26 protein-coding genes are annotated in these 23,249 nt (G+C 44.2%); 6 read left to right on the forward strand and 20 right to left on the reverse strand.

Annotated features, from left to right (window positions below):
* The 3 genes from MMY95_RS01430 to MMY95_RS01440 all read right to left on the reverse strand — a co-directional run.
* On the reverse strand, nt 1-1,030 hold a 1,030-nt coding region (locus tag MMY95_RS01430), incomplete at its 3' end, for an MFS transporter (protein WP_241277463.1).
* Nucleotides 1,030-1,482 (reverse strand): MarR family winged helix-turn-helix transcriptional regulator, encoded by a 453-nt coding sequence (locus MMY95_RS01435; RefSeq protein ID WP_003645779.1) that lies wholly within the window; start codon nt 1,480-1,482, stop codon nt 1,030-1,032. The genes MMY95_RS01430 and MMY95_RS01435, both read right to left, overlap by 1 nt.
* 124 nt (nt 1,483-1,606) lie before the next feature.
* Complete coding sequence (locus MMY95_RS01440) at nt 1,607-2,485, reverse strand: TSUP family transporter (protein WP_003641136.1); 879 nt, start codon at nt 2,483-2,485, stop codon at nt 1,607-1,609.
* 273 nt (nt 2,486-2,758) lie between these two features.
* On the opposite strand from MMY95_RS01440, the gene MMY95_RS01445 reads away from it, so the two are divergent.
* Both MMY95_RS01445 and MMY95_RS01450 read left to right on the forward strand, forming a co-directional pair.
* Nucleotides 2,759-3,199, forward strand: coding sequence for a MarR family transcriptional regulator (locus MMY95_RS01445; RefSeq protein WP_053267354.1), 441 nt, complete (start codon nt 2,759-2,761; stop codon nt 3,197-3,199).
* Nucleotides 3,200-3,469: 270 nt separating this feature from the next.
* On the forward strand, nt 3,470-4,801 hold the full coding sequence (locus MMY95_RS01450) for an amino acid permease (protein WP_003644022.1): 1,332 nt from the start codon (nt 3,470-3,472) through the stop codon (nt 4,799-4,801).
* A 133-nt stretch (nt 4,802-4,934) separates the two neighbouring features.
* Here the strand turns inward: MMY95_RS01450 and MMY95_RS01455 are convergent, their stop codons facing one another.
* The 8 genes from MMY95_RS01455 to MMY95_RS01490 all read right to left on the reverse strand — a co-directional run bounded on the left by MMY95_RS01455 (nt 4,935) and on the right by MMY95_RS01490 (nt 11,717).
* Nucleotides 4,935-5,693 carry a ChbG/HpnK family deacetylase gene (locus MMY95_RS01455; protein WP_021357128.1) on the reverse strand — a complete coding sequence of 253 codons (759 nt, stop codon included), beginning with the start codon at nt 5,691-5,693 and terminating at the stop codon, nt 4,935-4,937.
* A 6-nt stretch (nt 5,694-5,699) separates the two neighbouring features.
* Nucleotides 5,700-7,157, reverse strand: coding sequence for a PTS transporter subunit EIIC (locus MMY95_RS01460; RefSeq protein WP_003645782.1), 1,458 nt, complete (start codon nt 7,155-7,157; stop codon nt 5,700-5,702).
* Nucleotides 7,158-7,184: 27 nt separating this feature from the next.
* Nucleotides 7,185-8,027: a PRD domain-containing protein gene (locus MMY95_RS01465; protein ID WP_003645783.1), complete on the reverse strand. Its 843-nt coding sequence runs from the start codon at nt 8,025-8,027 to the stop codon at nt 7,185-7,187.
* A 25-nt stretch (nt 8,028-8,052) separates the two neighbouring features.
* Nucleotides 8,053-8,544, reverse strand: coding sequence for a PTS glucose transporter subunit IIA (locus MMY95_RS01470; protein WP_011101189.1), 492 nt, complete (start codon nt 8,542-8,544; stop codon nt 8,053-8,055).
* Between the two features lie 264 nt (nt 8,545-8,808).
* Nucleotides 8,809-9,462, reverse strand: a complete 654-nt coding sequence (locus tag MMY95_RS01475; RefSeq protein ID WP_003641128.1) for an amino acid ABC transporter permease — start codon at nt 9,460-9,462, stop codon at nt 8,809-8,811.
* A 16-nt stretch (nt 9,463-9,478) separates the two neighbouring features.
* Nucleotides 9,479-10,120, reverse strand: a complete 642-nt coding sequence (locus MMY95_RS01480) for an amino acid ABC transporter permease (RefSeq protein WP_003644017.1) — start codon at nt 10,118-10,120, stop codon at nt 9,479-9,481.
* Nucleotides 10,120-10,956: a transporter substrate-binding domain-containing protein gene (locus tag MMY95_RS01485; RefSeq protein ID WP_241277464.1), complete on the reverse strand. Its 837-nt coding sequence runs from the start codon at nt 10,954-10,956 to the stop codon at nt 10,120-10,122. Before MMY95_RS01485 ends, MMY95_RS01480 begins: the two co-directional genes overlap by 1 nt.
* 20 nt (nt 10,957-10,976) lie before the next feature.
* Nucleotides 10,977-11,717 (reverse strand): amino acid ABC transporter ATP-binding protein, encoded by a 741-nt coding sequence (locus MMY95_RS01490; protein WP_003641125.1) that lies wholly within the window; start codon nt 11,715-11,717, stop codon nt 10,977-10,979.
* 532 nt (nt 11,718-12,249) lie between these two features.
* Here MMY95_RS01490 and MMY95_RS01495 point away from each other — a divergent pair.
* Nucleotides 12,250-12,501, forward strand: coding sequence for a hypothetical protein (locus tag MMY95_RS01495; RefSeq protein ID WP_054518993.1), 252 nt, complete (start codon nt 12,250-12,252; stop codon nt 12,499-12,501).
* A gap of 233 nt (nt 12,502-12,734) precedes the next feature.
* On the opposite strand, the gene MMY95_RS01500 is transcribed toward MMY95_RS01495, so the two are convergent.
* On the reverse strand, nt 12,735-13,727 hold the full coding sequence (locus MMY95_RS01500) for a D-2-hydroxyacid dehydrogenase (protein ID WP_013355278.1): 993 nt from the start codon (nt 13,725-13,727) through the stop codon (nt 12,735-12,737).
* 2 nt (nt 13,728-13,729) lie between these two features.
* Complete coding sequence (locus tag MMY95_RS01505; RefSeq protein WP_241277465.1) at nt 13,730-14,920, reverse strand: aminotransferase class I/II-fold pyridoxal phosphate-dependent enzyme; 1,191 nt, start codon at nt 14,918-14,920, stop codon at nt 13,730-13,732.
* Nucleotides 14,921-15,325: 405 nt separating this feature from the next.
* Between MMY95_RS01505 and MMY95_RS01510 the strand changes: the two genes are divergently transcribed.
* Nucleotides 15,326-15,952, forward strand: a complete 627-nt coding sequence (locus MMY95_RS01510) for an HAD family hydrolase (RefSeq protein WP_003641119.1) — start codon at nt 15,326-15,328, stop codon at nt 15,950-15,952.
* 155 nt (nt 15,953-16,107) lie between these two features.
* On the opposite strand, the gene MMY95_RS01515 is transcribed toward MMY95_RS01510, so the two are convergent.
* The 4 genes from MMY95_RS01515 to MMY95_RS01530 form a co-directional block, all read right to left on the reverse strand.
* A complete protein-coding gene (locus MMY95_RS01515) occupies nt 16,108-16,926 on the reverse strand; it encodes a DUF6681 family protein (protein WP_003641118.1) in 819 nt (272 codons plus the stop codon).
* A 3-nt stretch (nt 16,927-16,929) separates the two neighbouring features.
* Nucleotides 16,930-17,439 carry a hypothetical protein gene (locus MMY95_RS01520; RefSeq protein WP_003641117.1) on the reverse strand — a complete coding sequence of 170 codons (510 nt, stop codon included), beginning with the start codon at nt 17,437-17,439 and terminating at the stop codon, nt 16,930-16,932.
* A 141-nt stretch (nt 17,440-17,580) separates the two neighbouring features.
* A complete protein-coding gene (locus tag MMY95_RS01525) occupies nt 17,581-18,024 on the reverse strand; it encodes a transcriptional repressor (RefSeq protein WP_003641116.1) in 444 nt (147 codons plus the stop codon).
* Between the two features lie 110 nt (nt 18,025-18,134).
* On the reverse strand, nt 18,135-18,716 hold the full coding sequence (locus MMY95_RS01530) for an AAA family ATPase (RefSeq protein WP_003645788.1): 582 nt from the start codon (nt 18,714-18,716) through the stop codon (nt 18,135-18,137).
* Between the two features lie 150 nt (nt 18,717-18,866).
* Here MMY95_RS01530 and MMY95_RS01535 point away from each other — a divergent pair, with 150 nt between their 5' ends.
* Complete coding sequence (locus tag MMY95_RS01535; RefSeq protein WP_003641114.1) at nt 18,867-19,016, forward strand: hypothetical protein; 150 nt, start codon at nt 18,867-18,869, stop codon at nt 19,014-19,016.
* Between the two features lie 76 nt (nt 19,017-19,092).
* Here MMY95_RS01535 and MMY95_RS01540 read toward each other — a convergent pair whose 3' ends face one another.
* The 3 genes from MMY95_RS01540 to MMY95_RS01550 all read right to left on the reverse strand — a co-directional run bounded on the left by MMY95_RS01540 (nt 19,093) and on the right by MMY95_RS01550 (nt 21,222).
* Nucleotides 19,093-19,512, reverse strand: coding sequence for a bis(5'-nucleosyl)-tetraphosphatase (locus MMY95_RS01540; protein ID WP_003644009.1), 420 nt, complete (start codon nt 19,510-19,512; stop codon nt 19,093-19,095).
* A 53-nt stretch (nt 19,513-19,565) separates the two neighbouring features.
* Entirely contained in the window at nt 19,566-20,375 is an 810-nt protein-coding gene (locus MMY95_RS01545) for a PfkB family carbohydrate kinase (protein WP_015379914.1), read from the reverse strand.
* 373 nt (nt 20,376-20,748) lie between these two features.
* Nucleotides 20,749-21,222: an AP2 domain-containing protein gene (locus MMY95_RS01550; RefSeq protein WP_003641111.1), complete on the reverse strand. Its 474-nt coding sequence runs from the start codon at nt 21,220-21,222 to the stop codon at nt 20,749-20,751.
* 505 nt (nt 21,223-21,727) lie between these two features.
* Here MMY95_RS01550 and MMY95_RS01555 point away from each other — a divergent pair.
* Nucleotides 21,728-23,125 carry an amino acid permease gene (locus tag MMY95_RS01555; RefSeq protein WP_003644008.1) on the forward strand — a complete coding sequence of 466 codons (1,398 nt, stop codon included), beginning with the start codon at nt 21,728-21,730 and terminating at the stop codon, nt 23,123-23,125.
* The last annotated feature ends 124 nt before the right edge of the window (nt 23,126-23,249 follow it).

The raw sequence follows: 23,249 nt of genomic DNA on the forward strand, positions 1-23,249 counted from the left end.
GAGATGTGTATAAGAGACAGCCAATATAAAACGTACTATTGGCTAGCCCATGATCAGCTTTCGGCACGAGCATCAATGCTTTAGCTTGGCAAATTGAAAACATCAAACCGTATCCGGCGGCCAGTCCTGCTGCACCCAGCAGTAGCATCGCCCAATTGTTCATGTCAGTTAAGCCAATCAATCCTAATAGATTAAAAATTAAGCATAACCAGATGAACCGTTTAAATGGCACCCGGTCGAACCAATCGCGGAGAATAATTCGCAATACTAATAAAATACCCGCGTACACCGGGAAAAATACCCCCGCTGCCACATGAAAATGCCGTGCAGCGACGTAGCTGACAATATAGGTTTGGGTGGCAAAATATGGTAATGAAAATAAAAGCAAAATCAAGGCCACGGGGATTACTCGTGGTTGTACGATGCGAATATGGTGCTTAGTCGTAGCCGTTTGAGGCGTCACAATTGGTTCACCATGATCACCGACGAATTGAATCATGATGATGAGCAGTAAACTACAGCCCGCTGCTAACCAAAAAACACTCTGGTAACTGTAATGTTGATACAAGAAGACACTGATTGCCGGCCCGCACGCCATTCCAAGCGCATTCGCTAGCCCATAAATGCCCATTCCAGAGCCAATTCGATCGGGTGGCAATAAACTAGCCATCCAGGTTGCCATGCAAACTGAACACAAGGTATATCCCAACCCATTCAAAATTCGCAATAACATGATTAACGTCACGTTGGTTGTCAAACTATAACCTAAACTAGCTAGTAGCAACAAACAGCCCCCCACGAAGGTCAAACGGTACTTAGAGACCCGGTCGGTTAAATTCCCAGCAAGTGGCCGGAGCACTAGCGATGTCAAATTCGTTAACCCGGCAATCGTACCGGCAAGCACACTACTAGCGCCAATACCGTGCGCAAATCCTGCAATCACGGGATTGATTAACATTGGACTCATTAAAAAGAAGAAACTAGCCATTAACACTAACTTTACATCCGGCGTATATAAACGCGTCTTCATCAATTCTCATCACTTTCTAAATTCTGATTAACTTGCCGTAACAAATCTAAAAATACCTGTTGTTGTTCGGCATCCAAATGGGCAAACATTTGCGCACTCGTCTGCCAGCCATGTTGACGGAGCTGCTCGCGTTTAGCACGCCCACTCGGGGTCACTACCACTTGCTTGGCACGCGCATCCGTTGGACTGACCACTAATTGTACATATCCGCGCGTCTGCAAGCGTTGCACGATCATCCTGGCCGTCTGATGGGTAATTTCCTGATACGTCTTAAACGCGGTTACCGTGCGACCTGGCTGATCCGTAAAAAAGGTCAGTGCATCCGCTTGCTGAGTCGTTAACCCCACCGTCCGCAAATGTTGGTTGCGACGCCGCTTGATTTGACGAGCTAAAATCAGAACTTGCCGCGCCACCATTTCATCATGATTCATCTTAATCACCTGCCCTTTCATTTATACAGCCAGCTGTATAAATTGTCAACCAGCGACCGTTATTTTTTCTAGCAGCCTGACGATCATTTTAAACAACGACAAAAAAGTGGCTAGGCTTGGTTAGCCTAACCACTCATACCGTTGACTATAACACATTTTTCCGGCGTTGCGCGGCACGCCATAACGAAAAGGCCGTCCAACAGCTCACTAAGACGATCAACCAACTCAGGGCTGTTAAGGACAGTGACTTAACTAAGGTCGCTGCCACCACCACGCCAATAATACCGCCTAAAATAATGCCGAATAAGCCGCGATAATCGACGCGGTCATGGCGAATAAAATTCACTGCCGAAATCGGCATCAACAATGCGCACGACAGCATCATAATTGGGAAGGCGGCAATCGGGGTCAATCCCAGAAAATACACCATTACCATACACGGTGCGTACAGTCCGACTCCGGCTGACATCAGTAACCCTAGGATAAAGTTGCCACCAATGCCGACCAATAATTTCCAACCGGATAGCCCCGTCGCCTGATTAGCAACTCCCAGCAAACTGATCCAACCTAATAACTTCGCTGCCATCAGTAAAGCAGTGATGACTAACGCACCGGCCATGATTAACTGAATCCACCGCTGATTAAGCTTCGTCATGACTTCACTACCCAGTAATGCGCCGAGTGTTGCTGCTAAAACTAAACTAATCAGTGTCACTGGCTCGACCGCAACTGCTGTAACAAAGAAAAACGCCTCAAACGCGGTCGGAATCGCATGCATCGTGTTCAAAGTTCCAGGTAGCTTACGTTCATCCTTTAAATAATGGCTCGCTTGAAAAATTGCCGTGGACACGACGAAACTTCCGATACCAAGTGTGTCAAGAAAATCCGTCACGGCCCCGATAACCATGCCGAAACCAAAACTGTGGTCAAAAAATGGCGCTGCTTGCCGTCTGGCACCGGCTAACAGCAACCCAAATAAGCCGATGCTGAGCAGCATCAACAACACCACAATTGCAATTACCATCAATCTAACCCCACTCTCTTACCTACTCGTAGCATTATACTGTATTTTTAGGAAGGAACCAAAAATTATTACCATGACGTCACTGCAAGTGGTACCCACAATCATCAGTTTGCATACTGAACGTGACCACCAGACCATAAGATCCCACCGGCACTAGGGCAACTAGGCCCACAGATTGTCAGAATGTGCTATAATCCAATCAATCGATTGTGCACAATCATTATTAGAACGTCTCCGCACTTAATACTCATCGCATGAAAGGCGGTAATTATCATGAAGACAACCACAATTCGCCCCCTTGAAGACCACGTCTGTTTTTCAACCTACACAACAGTCCATGCCATTCAACGCCTCTACCAACCAACTTTGACAGCACACCGACTCACTTATCCACAATACTTGGTTCTAGTCGCACTCTATGCGACACCGCCGCACGCTGTCACGGTCAAAACGTTGAGCACCCAGCTAAATTTAAGTACGGGAACGCTGACGCCCGTGCTACAGCGGATGACCCAAGCTGGTTTAATTACACGTCATCGGAATCCCCAAGATGAACGGAGCATCTTGCTCACTCTGACACCTCAGGGAACCGCAACACGAATTGCTTTAAATGATTTGCCGGATTTATTGACTGCTAAGGGTGGTCTCAATCAATCCGATTGGGCACAACTAACTCAATTAATGACTAAGTTAATGACTAACCTGACCCGTTAAATAACCCTGCTAATATTAGGAAGATAAATAAATTAATTTAAAGCCACCACGCCGCCCAATCCTATTTTGTCGAAACTCGAATCACCAACCGAATAACACTGATTATTTTGAGTCTTATCGAACTTTATTATTAAAATATCGTTATTAGTTCGGATTTTAGGCGAAAAACCGGCCACAACCAACGATATTTGATTGTCATCACCATTAATCTCTGGTATGCTAAGTGCAATCATTTAGAATTTGGTTGTTTCAAGGGAGGATTTCAGGTTAATGCAGGAAACAAAGCAAGCAACGACCCTGAACCGTTCACTCGGTTTTTGGTCAGCACTTTCACTCGTCGTTGGTACGGTTATTGGGTCAGGAATCTTCTTCAAGCAATCATCAGTCCTTGATAGTGCGGGCTCACCGAGCGCTGCGTTACTCGCCTGGTTACTAGGTGGACTGATTACGTTGACCGCGGGCTTAACAATCGCCGAGGTCGGTGCCCAAATGCCGCATACGGGCGGGCTCTATGTCTACATGGAACAAATCTATGGTAAATTGTGGGGCTTTCTCTCTGGTTGGATGCAAATCGCCGTCTACGGTCCCGCTATCATCGCTTCAATTAGCGCTTACCTTGGTATATTACTAGTTGGTTTCTTCAACCTGCAGGCGGGTTGGCAGGCGCCACTCTCGATTGGCGTCATCGTCCTGATTGGAATCCTCAACATGTTCGAAAACCGTTGGGGCGCCGCATTTCAAATTGCGACCACGTTGGGCAAATTATTACCGATTGCGGCTATTATTATTTTTGGACTCTTCTATGGTAATCAGAATGCGCTGGGACAGTCTTTACATACAATTACCCAATCAACGGGTAGTTTCGGGGTTGCCGTCCTCGCAACACTTTTTGCCTATGATGGCTGGATCTTAGTCGCTAACTTGGGTGGCGAAATCAAGAACCCGCAGAAGTTATTACCACAAGCCATTATTTTAGGGATTTCAATGGTCTTGATTGCGTATACCTTAGTCAGCTATGGGATTCTCCACTTCGTACCCGCGGCAACGATCCACAAACTCGGGCAACAAACGACGCTGTACTTTGCCCAAGCGGCGTTTGGCACAATTGGCGGGCGCCTACTGAACATTGGGATTATCATCTCGATGGTGGGCTGTTTAAACGGCAAGATTATGACCTTCCCCCGCATCGTGTACGCCATGGCTGCTCAGAATCAGCTGCCATTCGCTAAACAACTCAGTTACTTGCACAAAAAATCACACGAGCCGATCGCCGCAACCATTGCCATTCTCGTTTATGCTAGTATTATGATCCTGTTCTTTAATCCAGATCGCTTATCGGACCTCTGTATCTTCACGGTCTACTGCTTCTACGTGGCAACCTTCGTTGGTGTCTTTATTTTAAGAAAACGACGCCCAGCTTCTGAGCGACCATTCTCGACACCCGGATTTCCGATCACACCGCTGATTGCGATTCTGGGCGCACTGTTCGTGATTATCAGTGAAATTGGCTCAGACTTATCTGGTGTACTGATTTCCTTGGTTATCGTGGCCGTTGGGTTCCCAATCTATTATTGGAAGCAGCAGCAAAATCAAAATGCTTAATTTAAATTCTTGATAACTTGTAAAAGAGCGTTGTTACTGAAGATATTTTCAGTAGCAACGCTCTTTTTATGCTTTGCAACGCGCATTGAATAAGTAATTTAATCTGCTTACCGATTACCTTAACGCTTAGTAATTAAACCTCACTATATTTGATTAATTTGATCTGCTGTCGTTCTAACCATTCCTGCATTTGAGGATCTGTTAACATTGCGACTTCTTGCGTCCGGGGAACTGTCAGGCTTGAATGTTGTAATAAGTAGTCATCCAAATAGCCAGGATGACAAACCATCATAGCATAGCCGTCATTATATTGGGCTAGTGCCGCACGTTTCAACGTTTCATAAGGGTTATAGTTTTTGCCCATACTTTCCATAAAAACATGTAATACCTTTCCCTTAAATAGCACACTCGGACTATCTGGGCCTGCTGCAAAGCGTAAAATATTTAAGTGATGACGTTCACCCACAATTTCCAATCCCTTAACAAAGTTATCACTAACTACCGCATGACCCTCAAAATAATCAGGCTGGCGACCAACTAACGCTACAAATTTTTGATATTGCGCTTCGATTTCCAAAACAACTTCATTAAGATCGACAAAATCATGAATAGCCGCCCGATAATCCGAGGAATGACGAAAGGTACCATCTGGATTAGTGATGCTCGGAATCAATTTTGGATTTGTTAATGGCCGGCCAGCAGATATAACAGTATGCAAACCTAAGCAAACCCCTGCATCTTTAATCATGGCTAATCCTGACATCGTCGTTGGCATATTGACCATAACACCCACATTATTAATTAACCCGTTGTGAACTGTTCGTGCAATCCCAACATTAACTGCATCGGAATAACCTAAATCATCAGCTCGAACGATTACTTTTCTTTCCATTAGCTTTTAAGCCTCCACTAGTTTAAATTCTTTAGTCCCCTGTTTGTTTGTATTGGCTTCAACACCAATCGCATAAGTTGCAATAGCAGCTGCTACAAACGCAATCACGCCACTAACCACACCGTTAATCACATTAGATGTTTGCCCGCCAACATACGCAGTTAAAGATAAAAAGTTTGCAACAGGTACCATGACATAAGCTGTAACTGTTGTCAGGCCAGCATATAAGCCACCGCAAAATCCGCCAATCATCATGCCAATAAATGGTCGCTTATAACGAATTGCTAGTCCATATAATCCCGGTTCAGTCACACCCCCGATAATACTAGCGATTAAATAACCCCAAGCAAGGGTCTTTTGATCTTGGTCCTTAATTCGTAAGGCCGCACCTAAACACATGCCCGCGACCGACATACTAGCAGCAACTGCGCCAAGTGTGACAAAGTTTTCATGGCCCGATTGCGCAAAAATCATCATCATCGTCGTAAGCATTAAGAGATGCATCCCGGTCATAACCAAGATTTCCCATAAGGCACCAACCACTCCAACCGCGATCATCGTTGGCAAGCCACCTAATTTCCCAAAAGCTAATATTCCTGTACAAATGTAATTGCCGATAAAGTTTCCCGCTGGGCCTAAAATACATAACGAAATCGGCAACATGATTGCAATCGTCAACGTTGGGATAACAATCGTACTAATTGACTCTGGTACATAACGCTTAAAGAACCGTTCAATATACGACATTACCCAAACCGACAAAATAATTGGAATGACCGTACTTGAATAATTAACTAATGGCATTGCGATACCGAAGATATTAAATGCCTTTCCAGCAGTCACAATTTTAATTAAATTAGGATCAATCAAAATTGCACCTAAAAACATTGAAATAATCCGTGACGTATTAAATTGCTTAGCAGCTGTATATCCTAAGATGATTGGAAAAAAGTAGAATCCAGCATCACCAACCAACGTAAATAACTGATACAACGATGTTTTAGTACCAAGAATATTGAACATACTTGGTCCTAAAATGGCCGCAAACATTTTAAACATTGATGCAGCAATCAACATCGGAATCAATGGTGTTAAACATCCAGCCAATTTATTTAGAATCATATTTCCCGCAGACTTAAACGTTAACTTTTCTTTAGGTCGATTATCTAAATCTTCATTAATTGGAATTGGCGCGTTTCTAGTTAAATTCCCCACCGTAAGTAACGCATCATAAACTTTGCTAACTGCTTGTCCAATAATGATTTGATACTGGCCACCAGCGCGATTGACACCAATCACACCTGGAATATTCTGTACCTCACCATCATTAGGAATACTTTCATCCTTCAAATTAAAACGTAATCGGGTCATACAATGTGTCACCGAAGAAATATTCGCACTACCACCAACTGCTTCCAGTACACCATTCGCCACTTTTTCATACTGTTTATCCTTATTTTTCATGTCGCATACACCTCCATTAATTAACGGTTACGCTTGAGTATTTATTTTATTAACGATTCTTTTAACATATATCATTAGGTAGAAAAGTTCATCATCATTACTATTAGTATCAAGTTGACTATCAACGCAGTCTGCAATTCGCTTTGCTACCAAGTAAATTTCAGGCTCATCATGCCTCATCGTATTGAATAATTTAGAATTATCATTTTCAGAAATTTGCTCATGTTTCTTCATCCGTTTAATGTAATAACGTAAATGCATGACAAACCGGTTGTATGTGAATTCGGTTTGATTGATTCTAAGCTCATATTCTTGTTCAATAATTTTTGTGATGATTTTTATCATTTCATCGTCGCTATTTACACTTGAATTGGTCGCTAAATCATTAGTCTGAGAATTGACAAAATGCATGGCAATTGCTGTGACCTCTGAAACTGGTAATTGAATATTTAGCCGTCGATTAATTAACCTGACGGCGTAATACCCAACATCCGTTTCTTGTGGGTATAATTGCTCCACATCATATGAAAATGGTAACTGGGCGCTTTTATAATGGGTTAGTCGCGTTATTGCAAAGTTAATATGATCAGCTAAGCTAAAAATCATATTTGGATTCAAAATTCTTGGAATTAGTGCCTGCGCTCGCTCAACAATTGCCGCACTCAAATCAAAGATTTCAGTGGGTATTTCTTTTAGTAATTGATAATATTGATAGTTTAATTTATAAAATGTCATCGTCACTTTAGTCATATCAGTAAGCTCATACGGGACTTTTTGAAATCCTAGTCCCTTACCAAAGGCGACCAATTCTTCACCATGTTGATCAAGACAAACGACCACGTTGTTATTAATTTTCTTCACCACCCGCATTTTAATTCGCACTCCTTTACATAGTTTATGCTTGCTTTAAAACTGGTGTGCCGGCTGCTAATTGTTGATGAAGCTTACTGCCAAGTGGCACTTCGCCCGTATAACCTTCTGTAAAGACAACTATGGTGGTCATATCTAATCCCGCGGTCGCCATCGTTTGGCGATCGAGCGTCACTAATAGGGTCCCTGCTTTAACTTCTTGATTTAATTTGACGTGTGCCGTAAAGCCTCTACCATTTAAGCCAACTGTATCTAGGCCAATGTGAACCAATACAGACACGCCCCTAGTCTCATCCATGATGCCAATAGCGTGTTTACTTTCAGGTAATGCAACGATTTTCCCACTAATCGGTGCCACAACTTGATTAGTGTCCTCACTCGGCCTAATAGCAAATCCATCACCCATCATTTTCTTTGCAAACACTTCATCCATAACGGCCGTGATCGGTATACAAATACCTTCAATTGGTGTAACCACCTCGAAGACATCAACTTTCTTTCTTTTAATTCCAAACATCACTGAACCTCCTTCAATACAAAAAAACTCCTTGAGGCACCCACTTCACCCGTATATTTCAACAAGTAAAAGGTAATGCCTCAAAGAGTATGAGTTACAATCCTTAATTTCAGTTTTATAGAAAACGTTTTCATTAACTATATTATCACGCCTTCTATTTTTTGCAAGACATTTAAATATTTTTTATAAAAAAGGCCAAACAAAGCATTATTGCTTGTTTGGTCTTTTCATTAAGGAATTTCAGCCATCATCCCACCAGTTTAATTACGCTAACTTCTTATCCAACACACGTGACAGAATTGACAAGGCGTAACAAATAATGAAGTACATGACTGCGATCATTAAGAACATCGGTAAAATATACGCTGAGTTCTGACCATAAATAATTTGCGCATGGTTTAATAATTCAGGTAAGACAATAATGGTTGCCAGCGACGTATCCTTAATCAGTGAGATAAATTGACTCACAATCGTTGGGATCGTCTTCTTGATTGCTTGTGGAAAGACAATGTGCCATAACGCTTGTACATAGCTCATCCCGTTAGCCCGGGCGCCTTCCATCTGACCGTAATCAACCGCCAAAATCCCTGAACGAATGATTTCGGCTAACATGGCCGATTCAAAAATCGTCATAGCGAGGATGGCTGCGAAAATGATACCAGGCTTGAATCCCAAGTGTGGCAAGCCAAAGTAAGTAAAGAAGATAATTAAGATCAATGGCAAGTTTCGAATAATGTCAACAACAAACCCAACCACTGCCGATAAATATTTAATCTTGACGTACCGAAGCACCCCTAGGACTGAACCGATAATAAAACTGGCAATGATGGAAACGACGGACACTTCCACCGTTACCCAGAGTCCTTCGAGCAAGAACCGGATATTTATCCACGAATACGCTTGAATAAAGTTTTGCATGAATCGTCGCCCCCTTCTAGTTTGCTAATTTTTTCTCTAAGTGCCGCATGTAATAACTCAGTGGCAACGTAATGATTAAGTAAAAGACCCCTACGACCACGTAGCTATTGATCGTATCAAGCGATAGTGACGCAATTGAATTTGCTTGGTACATCAAGTCGAACCCAGCCACGAAAGCTAGGACAGAAGAGTTCTTCACCAGATTAATAAACTGGTTGCCCAACGGTGGAATGATGATTTTAAATGCCTGTGGTAAGACAATTTTACTCATTGCCTGCCAGTACGTCATCCCATTAGCACGGGCGCCTTCCATTTGTCCAGGATCAACAGATTGAATTCCGGCCCGAACCGTTTCCGCAATGAATGACGAGGTATAGATTGTTAGCCCAATTGTCCCCGCGGTAAAACCATCAATCTTGGCAACATACATTGGAATGATCACGTAGAAGAACATCGCAATAACTAACAATGGAATGTTCCGGAAAATTTCAATATAAACTCGACCAATGATGCGCATCGTACGACTTGGCAAAACTTCAAAGATAGCAAACATTGTTCCGATGATCGTACTGAATACCAAAGCAATCACACTGGATAACAACGTATATCCGAGTCCTTGAATCAGCTCTGACCAATAGTGCGTTAGAATGTATCCCATTAGCGTGACGCCTCCTTATAGTCGAAGCCGGCCACGTTACCAAACCACTTCTTCAAGATGCGGTTGTACGTCCCGTCCGCTTCAATTTCTTTGAGCGCTTTATTCAGAGCCTTTTTTAACGGTTCCTGACCCTTATTAACAGCGATCCCGTATGGTTCTTTCGTGAAGGTGCCCCCAACCACTTCGTACCCTGGGTTTTGCGACGCCATACCGTAAAGAATCCCGTTATCAGTAGTCAATGCGACCCCCTGACCAGATTTCAACGCCGTCATTGCCTGAGCATAGTCGGATAATTCCAACACCTTAGCCTTAGGCGCTGCTTTCTTAATGTTCTCAACGGAGTTTGCACCGGTCACACCAAGGACCTTGGTGCCCGACTTATTCAAATCCTTAACTGATTTTATGGCACTGCCCTTTTTAACCAACAGTGATTGCCCCGCATCAAAGTATGAATTCGTAAAATCAACCTGTTTTTCACGTTCCGGCGTGATAGTCATCGTGGCGATAATGGCATCAATGTTCCCATTCTTCAACAATGGAATCCGCGTTTGACTCGTTACTTGGACAAACTTGGCGGTAGCATTCTTACCGAGCACCCGCTTTGTTAATGCCGTCGCAATGTCGGCGTCAAACCCCTTGATTTGATTATCTTTAACGTCCATCAACCCAAATAATTTCGTATCAGCTTTAACACCCCACGTAATCGTCTTAATAGCTTTATCATTGGTCAAAACATCCTGTTTTGCTAATGATTGCCGTGAACCGCAAGCGGTTAAGACCACCACTAGCATGGCAAGCATGCCGAGTGCGCCAATTAGTCGTTTCAGCTTCTTCATTCGTGGTCCTCCCCTACAAATTAGTGTGTAATAATTTTACTCAAGAATTGACGGGCCCGTTCATTAGACGGCTGACCATCAAAGAACTTTTCTTTAGCATCATCTTCTAAGATTTCCCCATCAGCCATGAAAATAACCCGATCGGCCACTTCACGAGCAAAGCCCATTTCGTGGGTCACAACTAACATGGTCATACTGGAGTCTTCGGCAACACTCTTCATCACGTTCAACACATCATCGATCATTTCGGGATCTAGTGCTGAGGTGGGTTCATCAAACAAGAGACACTTCGGCTTCATAGCTAAAGAACGTGCAATCGCGATTCGTTGTGATTGCCCACCAGATAATTGGCTCGGTAAGCTATTGGCCTTGTCAGCCAGACCGACACTATCTAATAAGTCCATCGCTAATTTTTTATTCTCATCTTCCGGCCGTTTCAAGACTAACCGGGGAGCAATCATGATATTTTCAAGCACCGTCTTGTTAGCGTACAAATTAAAGTGTTGGAACACCATCCCAACGTTTTTGCGAATTTTATTCATATCCGTTTTGCGGTCGGCTAAATCAAACCCATTGACTAGCAATTGACCTGACTGGACACGTTCCAAACCGTTAACGGTTCGAATCAAGGTACTCTTACCTGAGCCAGATGGTCCGATCAAAACAACTTTTTCACCTTCATTAATCGTTAAATTAATATTTTTGAGGGCGTGAAAATCACCATAATACTTTTCGACGTCGTGAAATTCGATCATTGACATTGCAGTCACCTTCGCTTTCTCTATCAGCCTGTTGACTGACGGTCTAGAATTATTGCATTAATAATTAGAGTTAAGAAATCCTTATTCTTCGTTAATGCTATTTAAATAGTTTAATACATAATTAGTAATTTTGTCAAAAAGTAGCTAAATATTGTTCGATATCCATAAAATAGTGAGAAACAGCTACACTGTTTTCAGTTAAAATAGCTGAATAGCAGCTCCAATATTGAACATTATTCGTGAAAAACCAATAATAATTCGCTTTTCTTTTTGGAACTGCCACGGCCGAATAATTTTTAGACAAAGATTTCAATAAAATTTATATTATTCTAACAACTAAACTTAACCCGCTTTTAATCATACCACTACTGAAAGCCACCGAAGCGTCCGGCGCATAATTTTCACAATTAGTGGTTTTAACTAACTGAACTTTAAAAATTGTTAACGCTTCCGCAATCATTTCTTTAATAATCACTGCTAACCTAGAACTATTAAGAAATTAATCATCTGCATTGTAACGGGAGACGATAATATGTTACTTGACCAAGCAGCTAACATGACTAACATTATAGCGGCCCAGATTATCAAAGTCTTTTATCCCTTTGTGATTGCCAAGACTGAGACGGGGGCCTACTTAAAATTGAATTTATCCACCAATGAACAACGCGATCCATTCTTCTGGGATGAGCTCCGTAGCATTCTGCAAGCTAAACTGTGGGTGCCAATCGGTAAGCACTATCACCAGTTATTAGATAATGGCTGGTTAGCCGAATCTACTAGCTAGTTAGTCACGACCAGTCAGCCGACTCAAGAGACAAATAAGCCCTCCAAGCAATATGCTTGGAAGGCTTATTTCATTGCCAGTACACCTGAAGCCCAGTCGCGGACGCACCACCAAATTAGTCCCGCTATAAGCTAGTTATCGAACAGCGAGTCGCCGAACAAGTTAACCGGTGGGGCACTTTGACCAGCCACCGTCTCCTACAGCCATACTGGTAGTAGCGGCTGACGCCATCATTAAAAGGCGTGGGCCGTCGTTTCACCATTCAGAATTGCTAAGACGTCATCCAGGCTAATATCGACCATGTTTTTGACCGCTAAATTCGTATAGAAACCCACGTGTGGCGTGATAATGACGTTGGGCATCTGCATTAATTGTGCCACGTTGGTATCTTGAAGCACCTCCCCCTGATGATTTTGGTTAAATAACGCATTTTCACCCTCAACCGTATCGAGTGCACAACCGGCGATTTCACCGGCCTTTAGCGCTGCCACAAGATCATCGGTGACAATCACTGGTCCGCGTGAGGCGTTGATAAGGTAGGCATCCGTCTTCATTAACTTCAAGGCTGCCGCATCGATCAACCCCGCAGAGGTCTCATTCAAATCCACGTGTAAATCAACGACATCCGCCTGCCGCAACAGGTCTTCCTTAGTGTCAACGTAGGTTAAAACGTCTTCGAGTTCAGGATGGCGTACCACGTCATAGGCAATCACCTTGGCACCTAACCCGTGGAAAAGTCGAGCGGCCGTGCCACCAATACGACCCGCACCAATAATACCAACGGTTAATGATCGAATTTCTCGTGCTTGCAGTCCCGCCCACTGAAAATTCTGTTGGCTGATTCGTTGATCAAACATTTCCAAGTTGCGAATCAAGCGCATGGTTTGTGCCACCGACATCTCAGCAACTGAATTAGGCGAATAGGCTGGGACGTTCGTGACCACAAGACCAGCCGCCTTGGCTGCCGGAATATCGATTGTATCCACACCAGCCGTACGACTCGTTAGTTGTTTTAACCCGGCCGCAGCTAATGATTGGTATAAGCTAGCATCACCACCAATTGGACTGCGTTGCTGAATGACCAAGCCGTCATAACCCTTGACCAGGTCGGCAGTTTCTGGATGGAATTCCAGATCATTCGTATCTACTTGAATTTGATGAGCCGCAGCCCACGCTTGAATCGCATCCTGTTCATCATCGCGAACACTATACATTAAAATTTTCATCTTTAAGCCCCCTGCTTCTTGCTGGCAACGTACGTCCTGATCCGCGTGACCGCCGTCTTAAGATCGGCCATCGAAGCGGCATAACTAATTCGAACATAGCCTTCACCACCCGGGCCGAATGAGCTACCTGGAATCAGAGCGACACGTGCTTCATGGGCTAGTTCACGGCAAAAAGCCATACTATTTTGTGGCAACCCGGCTGGAATCTTACTGAAGAGATAGAAGGCCCCTTCTGGCTTAGCTGATTGGAACCCAAGGTCATTAAGTGCATCATACAAATAATCGCGCCGTTCTTGGTACTCCCGTTTCATTACTTGGGCATCATCTAACCTATTTTTCAATGCTTCCGTCGCAGCTGCTTGAGCATTGGTCGTCGTTGAAGTCACTGTGAATTGGTGAATCTTACCCAGTTGTGCTGTGATAGCTTTCGGCGCACACATGATGCCGATTCGCCAGCCCGTCATCGCGTGCGACTTTGAGACGCCGTTAAGCAAAATAGTTTGTGTTGGTAAGTAATTTGCAATCGATTCATGAGGCTCACCATACGTCAATTCGCTATAAATTTCATCAGACAAAACAAAAATTGGTTGATCAGCTAACACTGCGGCCAGGGCTTTCAGATCATCATGCCGGTAAGTCACACCGGTTGGATTTGAAGGAAAGTTAAGGACCACCGCTTTCGTCTTGGGGTGGGCTGCTAACGTCGTTTGTAACTGGTCAGGCGATAACACGAAGCCATTGTCCGAGGTATCCATGAAGACTGGTGTTGCCCCAGCTAATTTAACGATTGCGATGTACAATGGAAAAATTGGGGTTGGAATCAGGACCTCATCCCCAGGATTAAGGATTGAAGTCAACGCTGTATAAATGCCCCCGGTCGCACCAGCTGTGATAATCACTTCGCTAGCAGGATCATAATGGACATCATACTTAGCGGCCAAGAATTCAGCGGCAGCCGTCCGCAAGGCCAACGTTCCGTTCGAGGGTGCATAGTGGCTTTCATCCGCTTCAATGCTTTCGATTGCAGCTTGTTTCACGTGCTCAGGTGTATTAAAATCCGGTTCACCGAGGGTCAAACGCACGATACCCGGAATATTTGCGATTTCAGCGTTGAACGCCAAAATATCAGACGGCTGAATCGCCGCAATTTCATGATTCATATGGTTAACAAGTGTTTCTGAATTAATTGACATAAAGATTCCTCCCAAGTTTGGCTGATCTTGTTGGTGGAAGCGGACTGGACTAGGGTCAAAAAAGCGCACCCCTTGAAATTCCAAAGGGTGCGCCACCACGCAGAAACAAACTTATTAGCCACCCTTGGAATTTTCAAACATCCATGGGCGCCGTCAAATCACAAAATACTCTTGGCAACCGCATCGATGCAAACATCGGATTCGTGTTTGCACCTCTGCAGCCGGCACAAACACTAGCGAAAATACCAAAAGTAAAAGCTAGTTCTAGATTTTAATGAATTTAACGGTAATGACATATCATTAGCTCCTCATCAATTGTTAATCTAACTATAATGGTTGTCCTAACCACTGTCAAGGACGAATTTGCTATACTGGAGTTAAATCTACTTTGGAAGGAACGATTATATGACTTACCAAGCATTAATGTTTGATATTGACGGCACGCTGACTAATAGCCAACCAGCTTACACGACGGTTATGCGTGAGGTACTTGCTACTTATGGCAAACCATTTAGTCCTGCCCAAGCGCAGAAGACTTTTCCCATGGCCGCTGAACAAGCAATGACTGAATTGGGGATTGCAGCCAGTGAGTTTGACCACTTTCAGGCCCAATACGAAGATGTCATGGCCAGCCATTATGATCAGATTGAACTTTATCCAGGCATTACCAGCCTCTTTGAACAGTTGCCGTCTGAACTAAGACTTGGAATCGTGACTTCCCAACGACGAAACGAATTAGAAAGTGGGATGCGCTCGTATCCATTCATGATGCGGATGGCTGTCACAATCAGTGCGGACGATACGCCTAAGCGCAAACCAGATCCCCTCCCCCTACTCACAGCCCTCGAAAAAGTCAACGTTGCGCCACAAAACGCACTCTTCATCGGGGATTCCGTCAGTGACGAACAAACTGCCCAGGCCGCTAACGTTGATTTTGGACTGGCAGTCTGGGGAATGGACCCTAACGCCGACCATCAAAAAGTGGCCCACCGCTTCCAAAAGCCATTAGACATTTTAGCGCTTTTTAAATAGCCATACCGACAAAACAACCGTTTCGAGCCACTGCTCAAAACGGTTGTTTTGTGTTTAGATTCAATTTGGCTACCGAAACGTGCTTCCAAAGGCAGTTTGCTCCGCTTAACAATAAAACGGTGATGCTCACAAACTAACCGCCCTTGGAAGCACTCTTAATCTTCTCTTCCCTCATACGCAACCTGCGCGGTTACCTGGTAATCGCCCGGTTGCTCGATAGCTGACGTTCGGCCCGCAATCTTGCTCATACCCCCTGTGATTACCGTGGAGGCCAAATACAACTTATAATCCTCATGCGCATCATGAACATCGGTCAAGCCGACCTTAGTAATATGCCCAACCGGGGATTGGTCCATCTGATTAATTCCGGCGTAAATAACTAGCCGGTGATTCTCCAACTTTAACTGTGAGAAAGGAATTTGAATGCCTTGCCCAATCGCATAAACGGGTTCACCCGTTGCCTGCGCCTGCTGAATGATGGCATCATCAGTTAAGCCACCGTAATCTAATCGGACAATGTTCGCCGCTTGTAGTTGATCAACAATTTGATGCACATTCTCCTGTTCAGCACGTGAAGTCTTCACCGTGGCGGGCAACAATTCCTGCCCATCAAAAATACCGTTCGCAGGAATGTATGGTTGTTGCTGACTTTGTTGTGCTTGTTTTTCAGCTGCTAACGCTTCTTTAGGCTTACCACCCAACAATTTTTCAATACGTGGTGATAAGTCATACTTCGCAGTTTTATTAGTAAAATAATAAATGACGTTTAACGTAATGAAATAAATCAGCGCCAAGAAAACGAGCATATATAAGATGCCCCGTAACCACGCGCCATTCTGCATCAAGCGAATTGCCACATAACCGAGGTATAAATTACCCGCAATTCCAATGCCGATATAGATTTGGTTCTTAATCTTCACATTGACATTAACGTAACCCAAGGCGTGGTTGATCATATCTAAAATACTAAACATTCGTTATTCGCCCCCGTCGCTAGTAGTGGTATCCGTTGTCGACTGTGACGTTGTCGTTGTCGAGCTTGACGCGGTCGTACTTGATGACTCAGCAGCAGAGCTTTCATCATCGTCACTCGTATCAGTCGTTGAACTATTGTTATCAGTCGTACTACTATTAGTGGCACTAGAACTCGTATCATCAGCTGAACTTGATGAACTACTAGTCTTATTAGCACTGCTGCTGTCCGTATCATTCTCGTCAGTACTACTACTGGAACTACTATTCTGTTCATCATTAGATGTATCTGAACTGGATTTGTCTTTGGATTTATTCTCATCGCTACTATCATCAGCCGCTTTCTTTTTCAGACTTGCGGAACTAGCTGATGAACTTTTGACCACACTGCTAGTGGCCTTGGCGCCATTGACAGTATGGGTTGTCTTATTAACGACCACGTTAGTTGCCCCCAGTGCAAGGACAATTGAAACAATTGCAAATGGTGAAATAAATGGTGGTGTTCGATAAGCCATCGATGTCATTCCCTTCTGAGGCTTTGCCGTTATTCTTTCTAATCTATAATTAAACCATGCTCGTGTTCGGAATGCACTAATTCTATCACAAATTAAGAAACTCTTTACTCAAACAAGGCCAACAAAAAAGCCGACTCCCCGTCAGCTATTAATTGCCTGCTTTTTCGTGCAATTGGCACATAGACCGTAAATCTCGATGCGGTGACCCGTAATCGTACAACCCGGTAATTGTGCTTCATACTCGTCTAACGGACACGCTTGCAGTTCCGTCACCTTACCACAGTTTGAACAAACAAAATGGTGATGGTGTTGATGCTTGAAATCACATTGATATTTAACCAGGGTTTGATTAGCCTGGGCCTTCAATTCCAATAATCCTAACGTTTCAAACTCTTTAATATTGCGATAAATGGTATTGTGACTCATTCCTGCAAATAAGGTCCGCATGTGCTCATCAACGGCCGAAATTGCCACATAGTGGTCCTGATAGGTCACCAGATAATCTAATAATGCCTGCCGTTGCTTCGTAATTTTAAACTGATTGCGACGTAAAATTGCGACGGCTTGTTCAATTGGTGTTTCCATAATGTTGCTGCCTCCTACTGACCAGGACTTCACTAAATCATAATCATTACTATTTAGTTTAGCATACTCAAGTGTAAAAGTGAATTACGTTGACCGTCCATACGTCAGCGCTAATCTTTCGTCACAACATCATGCTGACAATATTCAGTGACCAGCTCATCTAGTTGGCGCCGCGTCGCCTGCCAATCATCATTCACGATAACATGTGCATGCCCCACTAATCCTACTGGCAAAGCCTGGTCCCGCAAATACTCATCACTAGCAACTCGCTTTTTTATCCGGCTAGGAAGATCTCCTCGCTTGGTCAAACGCTGAATTAGCGCCTCTTGATCAGCAACCTCGAGATAAATCACCACCGCTTGTTCGCCCAACTCCCGCGCATAGGTAATAGCCCCCGCCGTATCTAAGACGATACTAATCAGTGGTGACCGTTCCCAGGCTGCCGCTAGTCCTTCTCGTGAAGAACCGTATTGATTACCACTATAGGTCACGTGTTCTAAATAATGTTTCGTGGCAAAACTCGTCGGAGTTTCAAAATAATAGTCGCGCCCACTGACCTCACCTTCCCGGGGAGCCCGGGTCGTATGAGTAATCACCTGAGGAATTTGGTATTGTGACCGCAAGTAATGACTGACAGTGGTCTTACCACTCCCCGTTGGTCCCGTGATTACAAAGATCCGTTTCGTTGTCAAAGTTGATAAACCTCCATTTTTTAATTCATGTAAAGCTTTTCATTTGCGTTAGCTCGGTAAACCGAGTATAGTAACGTACCTATAAGGTTCAAATAGATGATTCACGCATCTCGTAGCAAACCAACAATTTTCAGAAGGGAGTTTTGTCATATGCAATTTCAAAAAACAAATAGCTGGTTCAGCATTGTCTTAGATACGCAACGCCAAATGTTTGTCGCAACTGACAAACTTCATCCAGAATTGTTCGCTGAAGGCGTAACAATCGAAGATGCAGTTGCAAACTTACAAACCCAGGCCTAAGCCAATCTAAAAATATTGTTTAAAAATTACTGGTACCGTTTATGCGACGGCACCAGTAATTTTTTTACAGTCAGTATTATTGTAGATGCTGCTCAATGTAGGTGTTAGCCTGATCTAACATTTGCTTTAAATTATCGTAAGTCAATCGTTCACGGGCAGCAGCATAATCAAACCAGCCAATTGCACTGATTTCAGCTTGCTGCCGCGTCACTACGACACCACTTGGGACTTCACTGACAAACAGTGTGACTTGCTTCAAATTACCATTCGGTAAGTCATATTCGGTATACGCCTTAAAATTGGTATCGAGTGTCGCTTCAATTTGAGTTTCCTCACGGATTTCACGTCGCGCCGCCTCAGCTAACGTTTCATTGCCTTCAACGTGCCCCTTCGGAAAGCCCCAAAAATCACTGGTCGCACTCTGTAATAATAAATAAGCGGGATGACCATCTTTTTGTTGATAGACGACCGCACCACTAGCTACTTCTGTACTCATGAAGTCGCACCTTCCTAATTATGAATTATGCTCTAGTATAACATGTTCCATCATCAATTGAGGGCTAAAATTGCCTGGAGCAAGTCCCCCAGTGCGACCCCTTGCCGGTCATCCGTTCGATTTTGTGCAATCGTTTCTGCTACCGCCATATTCAACCACTGATTAGCGCGCGCCAGCGTTGGTGCTAACGCGTAACCCCGGCCCAACAGTCCCGCGATTACAGCAGCTAAAGTATCACCGGTACCATTATAATGCCCCGGCAAACGTCGCGCACCACAGTATTGCACGTGCCCAGCTTCATCCAACCAGGCACAGCCAATCTGATCAGCACGTTGGACATCCGTAATGACTGCGTGGGCACCAGTTTTCAACTGTGCTTGCAGTGCTGGCAAAATAACTTCTAAATCTGGCGTCACTTGATAGGGCGCTCCCGTTAGCAATGCGGCCTCCGTCGTGTTTGGCAAAATCACATCCGCCTGTTGAATAAGCTGACACATTGCCGCGACATAGTCCTGATCAAAGCCCTGATAGAGTTGACCGAGATCGCCGAGTACTGGGTCAACAACTAATAGCGACAGCGTTTGTTGTTCTAAGTAAGTAGTTATTTGTTGGCACAGTGCGACCGAACCAACGTAGCCGATCAGGGCTTGATCAAAATGCAGTTGTGCACGGGTCCAATGCGCAAAGACCTGCGGCAGCCACGTCGATAAGTCGACAACGGCTGGTGTCCCGTACCCGCTAGTATGTGTCGATAATAAGCTTGTCGGCAGTGCTGCCACGTCATACTGCATCGCCGTTAATACGGGCAACGCTGAACTAAGTGAGATTCCACCGACTGCGGATAAATCTTCCGCCACTAACATTGTTGACAATCTTGCTACCCCCCTCTTATCTCGTATAATGCTTATTCTATCAGAACTCCGACTGACTGTAACCTCTTCGCTTCAAAAGAAAGGTTAAATCAACCACTCAAATAAGCATTGATTACTCATCACTGCAAGCCGCAACGGCATTGTCATCATTAAGCTTGATTAGTGACGACTCAAAAAGTTGAGCAGCGGATTGCCAGTCCCGTTGTTCAACTCATTAAAATTTATCATCCATCCTCATCAGACTAAGCACACATTACGTCGAAGTCCTTCGACACTTAACCGACTTCAGTTCCTTCAAATATTATCCACAATATTAGCTAGCCTACAATGTGCTAGTGAATCCTAACGTGGGCATCCAACAGTTTCAGTTATCAGATGACGTTAAATATTGCTGTTCCATGGCGTGCCGGGCCCGAACCGCATCTTCAAAATGCGCAAAATGTTTGTTTAATATGTACGTTCCTTTGTAGTAGAAGTGCGCAACCCAGGAACCTGACTGTTTGTCATAGCTCACGCCCACGACCCCACTCGTGTTACGCTTCGACTTCTTGATTGAACTCACATCTGTATGGTGATCACGAATCTTCAAATTACGCGGGTCTCCCATATGCGAAACTGCTTGCGGATTATTAAAAATATTTTGCCGACTCTGTTCCACGGCTAGACAGCCACAACTACGCGTCTTGCCGTGCCGCAAAACGTAGGAATCCACCACGCACGTCCGGCCACACTGACACTGACAAAACCAGAGCGCATTACCATTCTTGGCCCGGCCCGCTCGGTGAACAGCTATTAAGCGTCCGAAGTGCTGACCGGTAATATCAATCGCCGCTCCCATCCTAATCCCACCATTCTAAAATTAAATTTCTATTGATAACAATATTATAAGCTTTGGCGAATCTAATTAACAGTTTAATGTATTATCCGTGTGTATTCTTTGACTACCGTTCGTTATAACAAAGTATCAACTTATAAATAACAATAGTAACAGCTACCCAACCGCATATTCAGACCCGTTTCTCTTCAGCTTAGCACCGTTACCGCCGGCTTAAGTGATGACTAGTAATTCGGCCATCACAACGCTTTTTAAATCCCCACCATGACTGGTTACGCGTTATCGTCATCAAATCTATTGTCAGCACGAACATTGCCTCGACAGTCGCAATGTCACCAGCTTCTATGATGATTAACCAGCTATCTTGCTCCGTATCCCATTGAGTTATTAATAATAAAAGGCTGATTCTAATTGACTTTTAATAATCAACCACGGTATCATATTGACATGACGATTTGTCGATAATGACAACTAACTGTTACAAATAACCAAAAAGGTGGTCCATGTTATGGGGATTTTCCAGCGCATTTTCCAAAAAGAAGATTTGGAGCGCTATTTACAAAAAGATAGTCATTTTGAACGAACCCTCTCCGCAGTCGATCTGATTGCACTTGGGATTGGTGCCGTCATTGGGACCGGGATTTTCATCCTACCCGGAACGGTTGCCGCAACAAAAGCGGGACCCGGGATTATTTTATCTTTCGTTTTGGCTGCCATTGTGTGTGCCGTCGCCGCAATGTGTTACGCCGAGTTTGCTTCGGTGCTCCCAATCGCCGGTTCCGCGTATTCATACGGAAACATTGTCTATGGCGAAATGATTGGTTGGATCATTGGTTGGGCTCTGGTACTCGAATACGTCCTAGCCGTTGCGACCGTTGCCGTTGGGTGGGCCGCATACTTTAATTCATTCATTGCTGGTTTTGGCCTCAAGTTACCGAAAGCCATCACCGGTTCGTTTGACCCCGCCCACGGGACCTATATCAACGTGGTCGCAATTCTGATTGTCTGTCTGATTGCTTGGATTATCGATACCGGCCTAAAAACGTCAATTCGATTAAACAATATTATTGTGGTCGTAAAATTAGCAATCATTGTGTTGTTCTTATTAGTCGGCTCATTTTATGTTAAACCAAGTAACTGGACACCCTTTGCCCCATTTGGTGGGACGGGAATCCTCAAGGGCGCCGCGGTCGTCTTCTTCGCTTACTTAGGATTTGATGCTGTGTCTTCGTCGGCAGCCGAGGTTAAAAATGCCAAGCGCAACATGCCGATTGGGATCATTGGGACCCTAGTCATCTGTACCATCTTCTACATTCTCGTTTCAGGAGTGCTGACCGGGATGGTTTCGTACAAACAGTTGAACGTTGACGATGCAGTGGCGTTCGCTTTACAACTCGTCCATCAAAACTTCGTTGCCGGTATTATCTCGATTGGTGCCCTCGCCGGCATGTTCACAATGATGGTTACGATGATCTACAGTAGCTCACGGCTATTATATTCAATCGGCCGTGACGGCTTACTCCCACGTTTCTTAGGTAAAATCGATAAGCACCACGCCCCTAAAAACGCCATGTTGACGGTTACAATCGTGATTTCAATTCTTGCTGGTCTCATTCCGTTAGACCAATTGGCAAACTTGGTTAATATCGGGACATTAATTGCCTTCGCCTTCGTTTCTTTTGGAATTTTGCTACTACGGCGTAATCCCAAGCTCAACGCGATCAAGGGCTTCCGCGTGCCACTTTACCCGGTTCTCCCAATTATTTCTGGCTTGCTGTGCCTGTTCATGATGACCCAGCTATCCATGGAAACTTGGCTGGCATCCCTAGTCTGGTTCCTCCTTGGTCTCATCATTTACTTTGGCTATGGCATTCGGCATAGTCGCATGAATAAAGCTGATGAGTAACAATCTAGATTTGTACTAACTAAAAGCGCCCATCTCAAGTGATCGATCAACTTGAGATGGGCGCTTTAACTATTGTCAGCCAGCTAACGATGACAACGATTACATTTTAAGGTATGATAATGAT

It is taken from the genome of Lactiplantibacillus sp. ME-2, assembly GCF_022549155.1.
Taxonomy (GTDB): Bacteria; Bacillota; Bacilli; order Lactobacillales; family Lactobacillaceae; genus Lactiplantibacillus; species Lactiplantibacillus plantarum.

Coding starts and splice junctions, on each gene's coding strand:
- MMY95_RS01435 (WP_003645779.1), bottom strand. CDS start 1,482: ATGAAAGGGCAGGTGATTAAGATGAATCATGATGAAATGGTGGCGCGG.
- MMY95_RS01440 (WP_003641136.1), bottom strand. CDS start 2,485: ATGGTAATTGCAATTGTGGTGTTGTTGATGCTGCTCAGCATCGGCTTA.
- MMY95_RS01445 (WP_053267354.1), top strand. CDS start 2,759: ATGAAGACAACCACAATTCGCCCCCTTGAAGACCACGTCTGTTTTTCA.
- MMY95_RS01450 (WP_003644022.1), top strand. CDS start 3,470: ATGCAGGAAACAAAGCAAGCAACGACCCTGAACCGTTCACTCGGTTTT.
- MMY95_RS01455 (WP_021357128.1), bottom strand. CDS start 5,693: ATGGAAAGAAAAGTAATCGTTCGAGCTGATGATTTAGGTTATTCCGAT.
- MMY95_RS01460 (WP_003645782.1), bottom strand. CDS start 7,157: ATGAAAAATAAGGATAAACAGTATGAAAAAGTGGCGAATGGTGTACTG.
- MMY95_RS01465 (WP_003645783.1), bottom strand. CDS start 8,027: ATGCGGGTGGTGAAGAAAATTAATAACAACGTGGTCGTTTGTCTTGAT.
- MMY95_RS01470 (WP_011101189.1), bottom strand. CDS start 8,544: ATGTTTGGAATTAAAAGAAAGAAAGTTGATGTCTTCGAGGTGGTTACA.
- MMY95_RS01475 (WP_003641128.1), bottom strand. CDS start 9,462: ATGCAAAACTTTATTCAAGCGTATTCGTGGATAAATATCCGGTTCTTG.
- MMY95_RS01480 (WP_003644017.1), bottom strand. CDS start 10,120: ATGGGATACATTCTAACGCACTATTGGTCAGAGCTGATTCAAGGACTC.
- MMY95_RS01485 (WP_241277464.1), bottom strand. CDS start 10,956: ATGAAGAAGCTGAAACGACTAATTGGCGCACTCGGCATGCTTGCCATG.
- MMY95_RS01490 (WP_003641125.1), bottom strand. CDS start 11,717: ATGTCAATGATCGAATTTCACGACGTCGAAAAGTATTATGGTGATTTT.
- MMY95_RS01495 (WP_054518993.1), top strand. CDS start 12,250: ATGTTACTTGACCAAGCAGCTAACATGACTAACATTATAGCGGCCCAG.
- MMY95_RS01500 (WP_013355278.1), bottom strand. CDS start 13,727: ATGAAAATTTTAATGTATAGTGTTCGCGATGATGAACAGGATGCGATT.
- MMY95_RS01505 (WP_241277465.1), bottom strand. CDS start 14,920: ATGTCAATTAATTCAGAAACACTTGTTAACCATATGAATCATGAAATT.
- MMY95_RS01510 (WP_003641119.1), top strand. CDS start 15,326: ATGACTTACCAAGCATTAATGTTTGATATTGACGGCACGCTGACTAAT.
- MMY95_RS01515 (WP_003641118.1), bottom strand. CDS start 16,926: ATGTTTAGTATTTTAGATATGATCAACCACGCCTTGGGTTACGTTAAT.
- MMY95_RS01520 (WP_003641117.1), bottom strand. CDS start 17,439: ATGGCTTATCGAACACCACCATTTATTTCACCATTTGCAATTGTTTCA.
- MMY95_RS01525 (WP_003641116.1), bottom strand. CDS start 18,024: ATGGAAACACCAATTGAACAAGCCGTCGCAATTTTACGTCGCAATCAG.
- MMY95_RS01535 (WP_003641114.1), top strand. CDS start 18,867: ATGCAATTTCAAAAAACAAATAGCTGGTTCAGCATTGTCTTAGATACG.
- MMY95_RS01540 (WP_003644009.1), bottom strand. CDS start 19,512: ATGAGTACAGAAGTAGCTAGTGGTGCGGTCGTCTATCAACAAAAAGAT.
- MMY95_RS01545 (WP_015379914.1), bottom strand. CDS start 20,375: ATGTTAGTGGCGGAAGATTTATCCGCAGTCGGTGGAATCTCACTTAGT.
- MMY95_RS01550 (WP_003641111.1), bottom strand. CDS start 21,222: ATGGGAGCGGCGATTGATATTACCGGTCAGCACTTCGGACGCTTAATA.
- MMY95_RS01555 (WP_003644008.1), top strand. CDS start 21,728: ATGGGGATTTTCCAGCGCATTTTCCAAAAAGAAGATTTGGAGCGCTAT.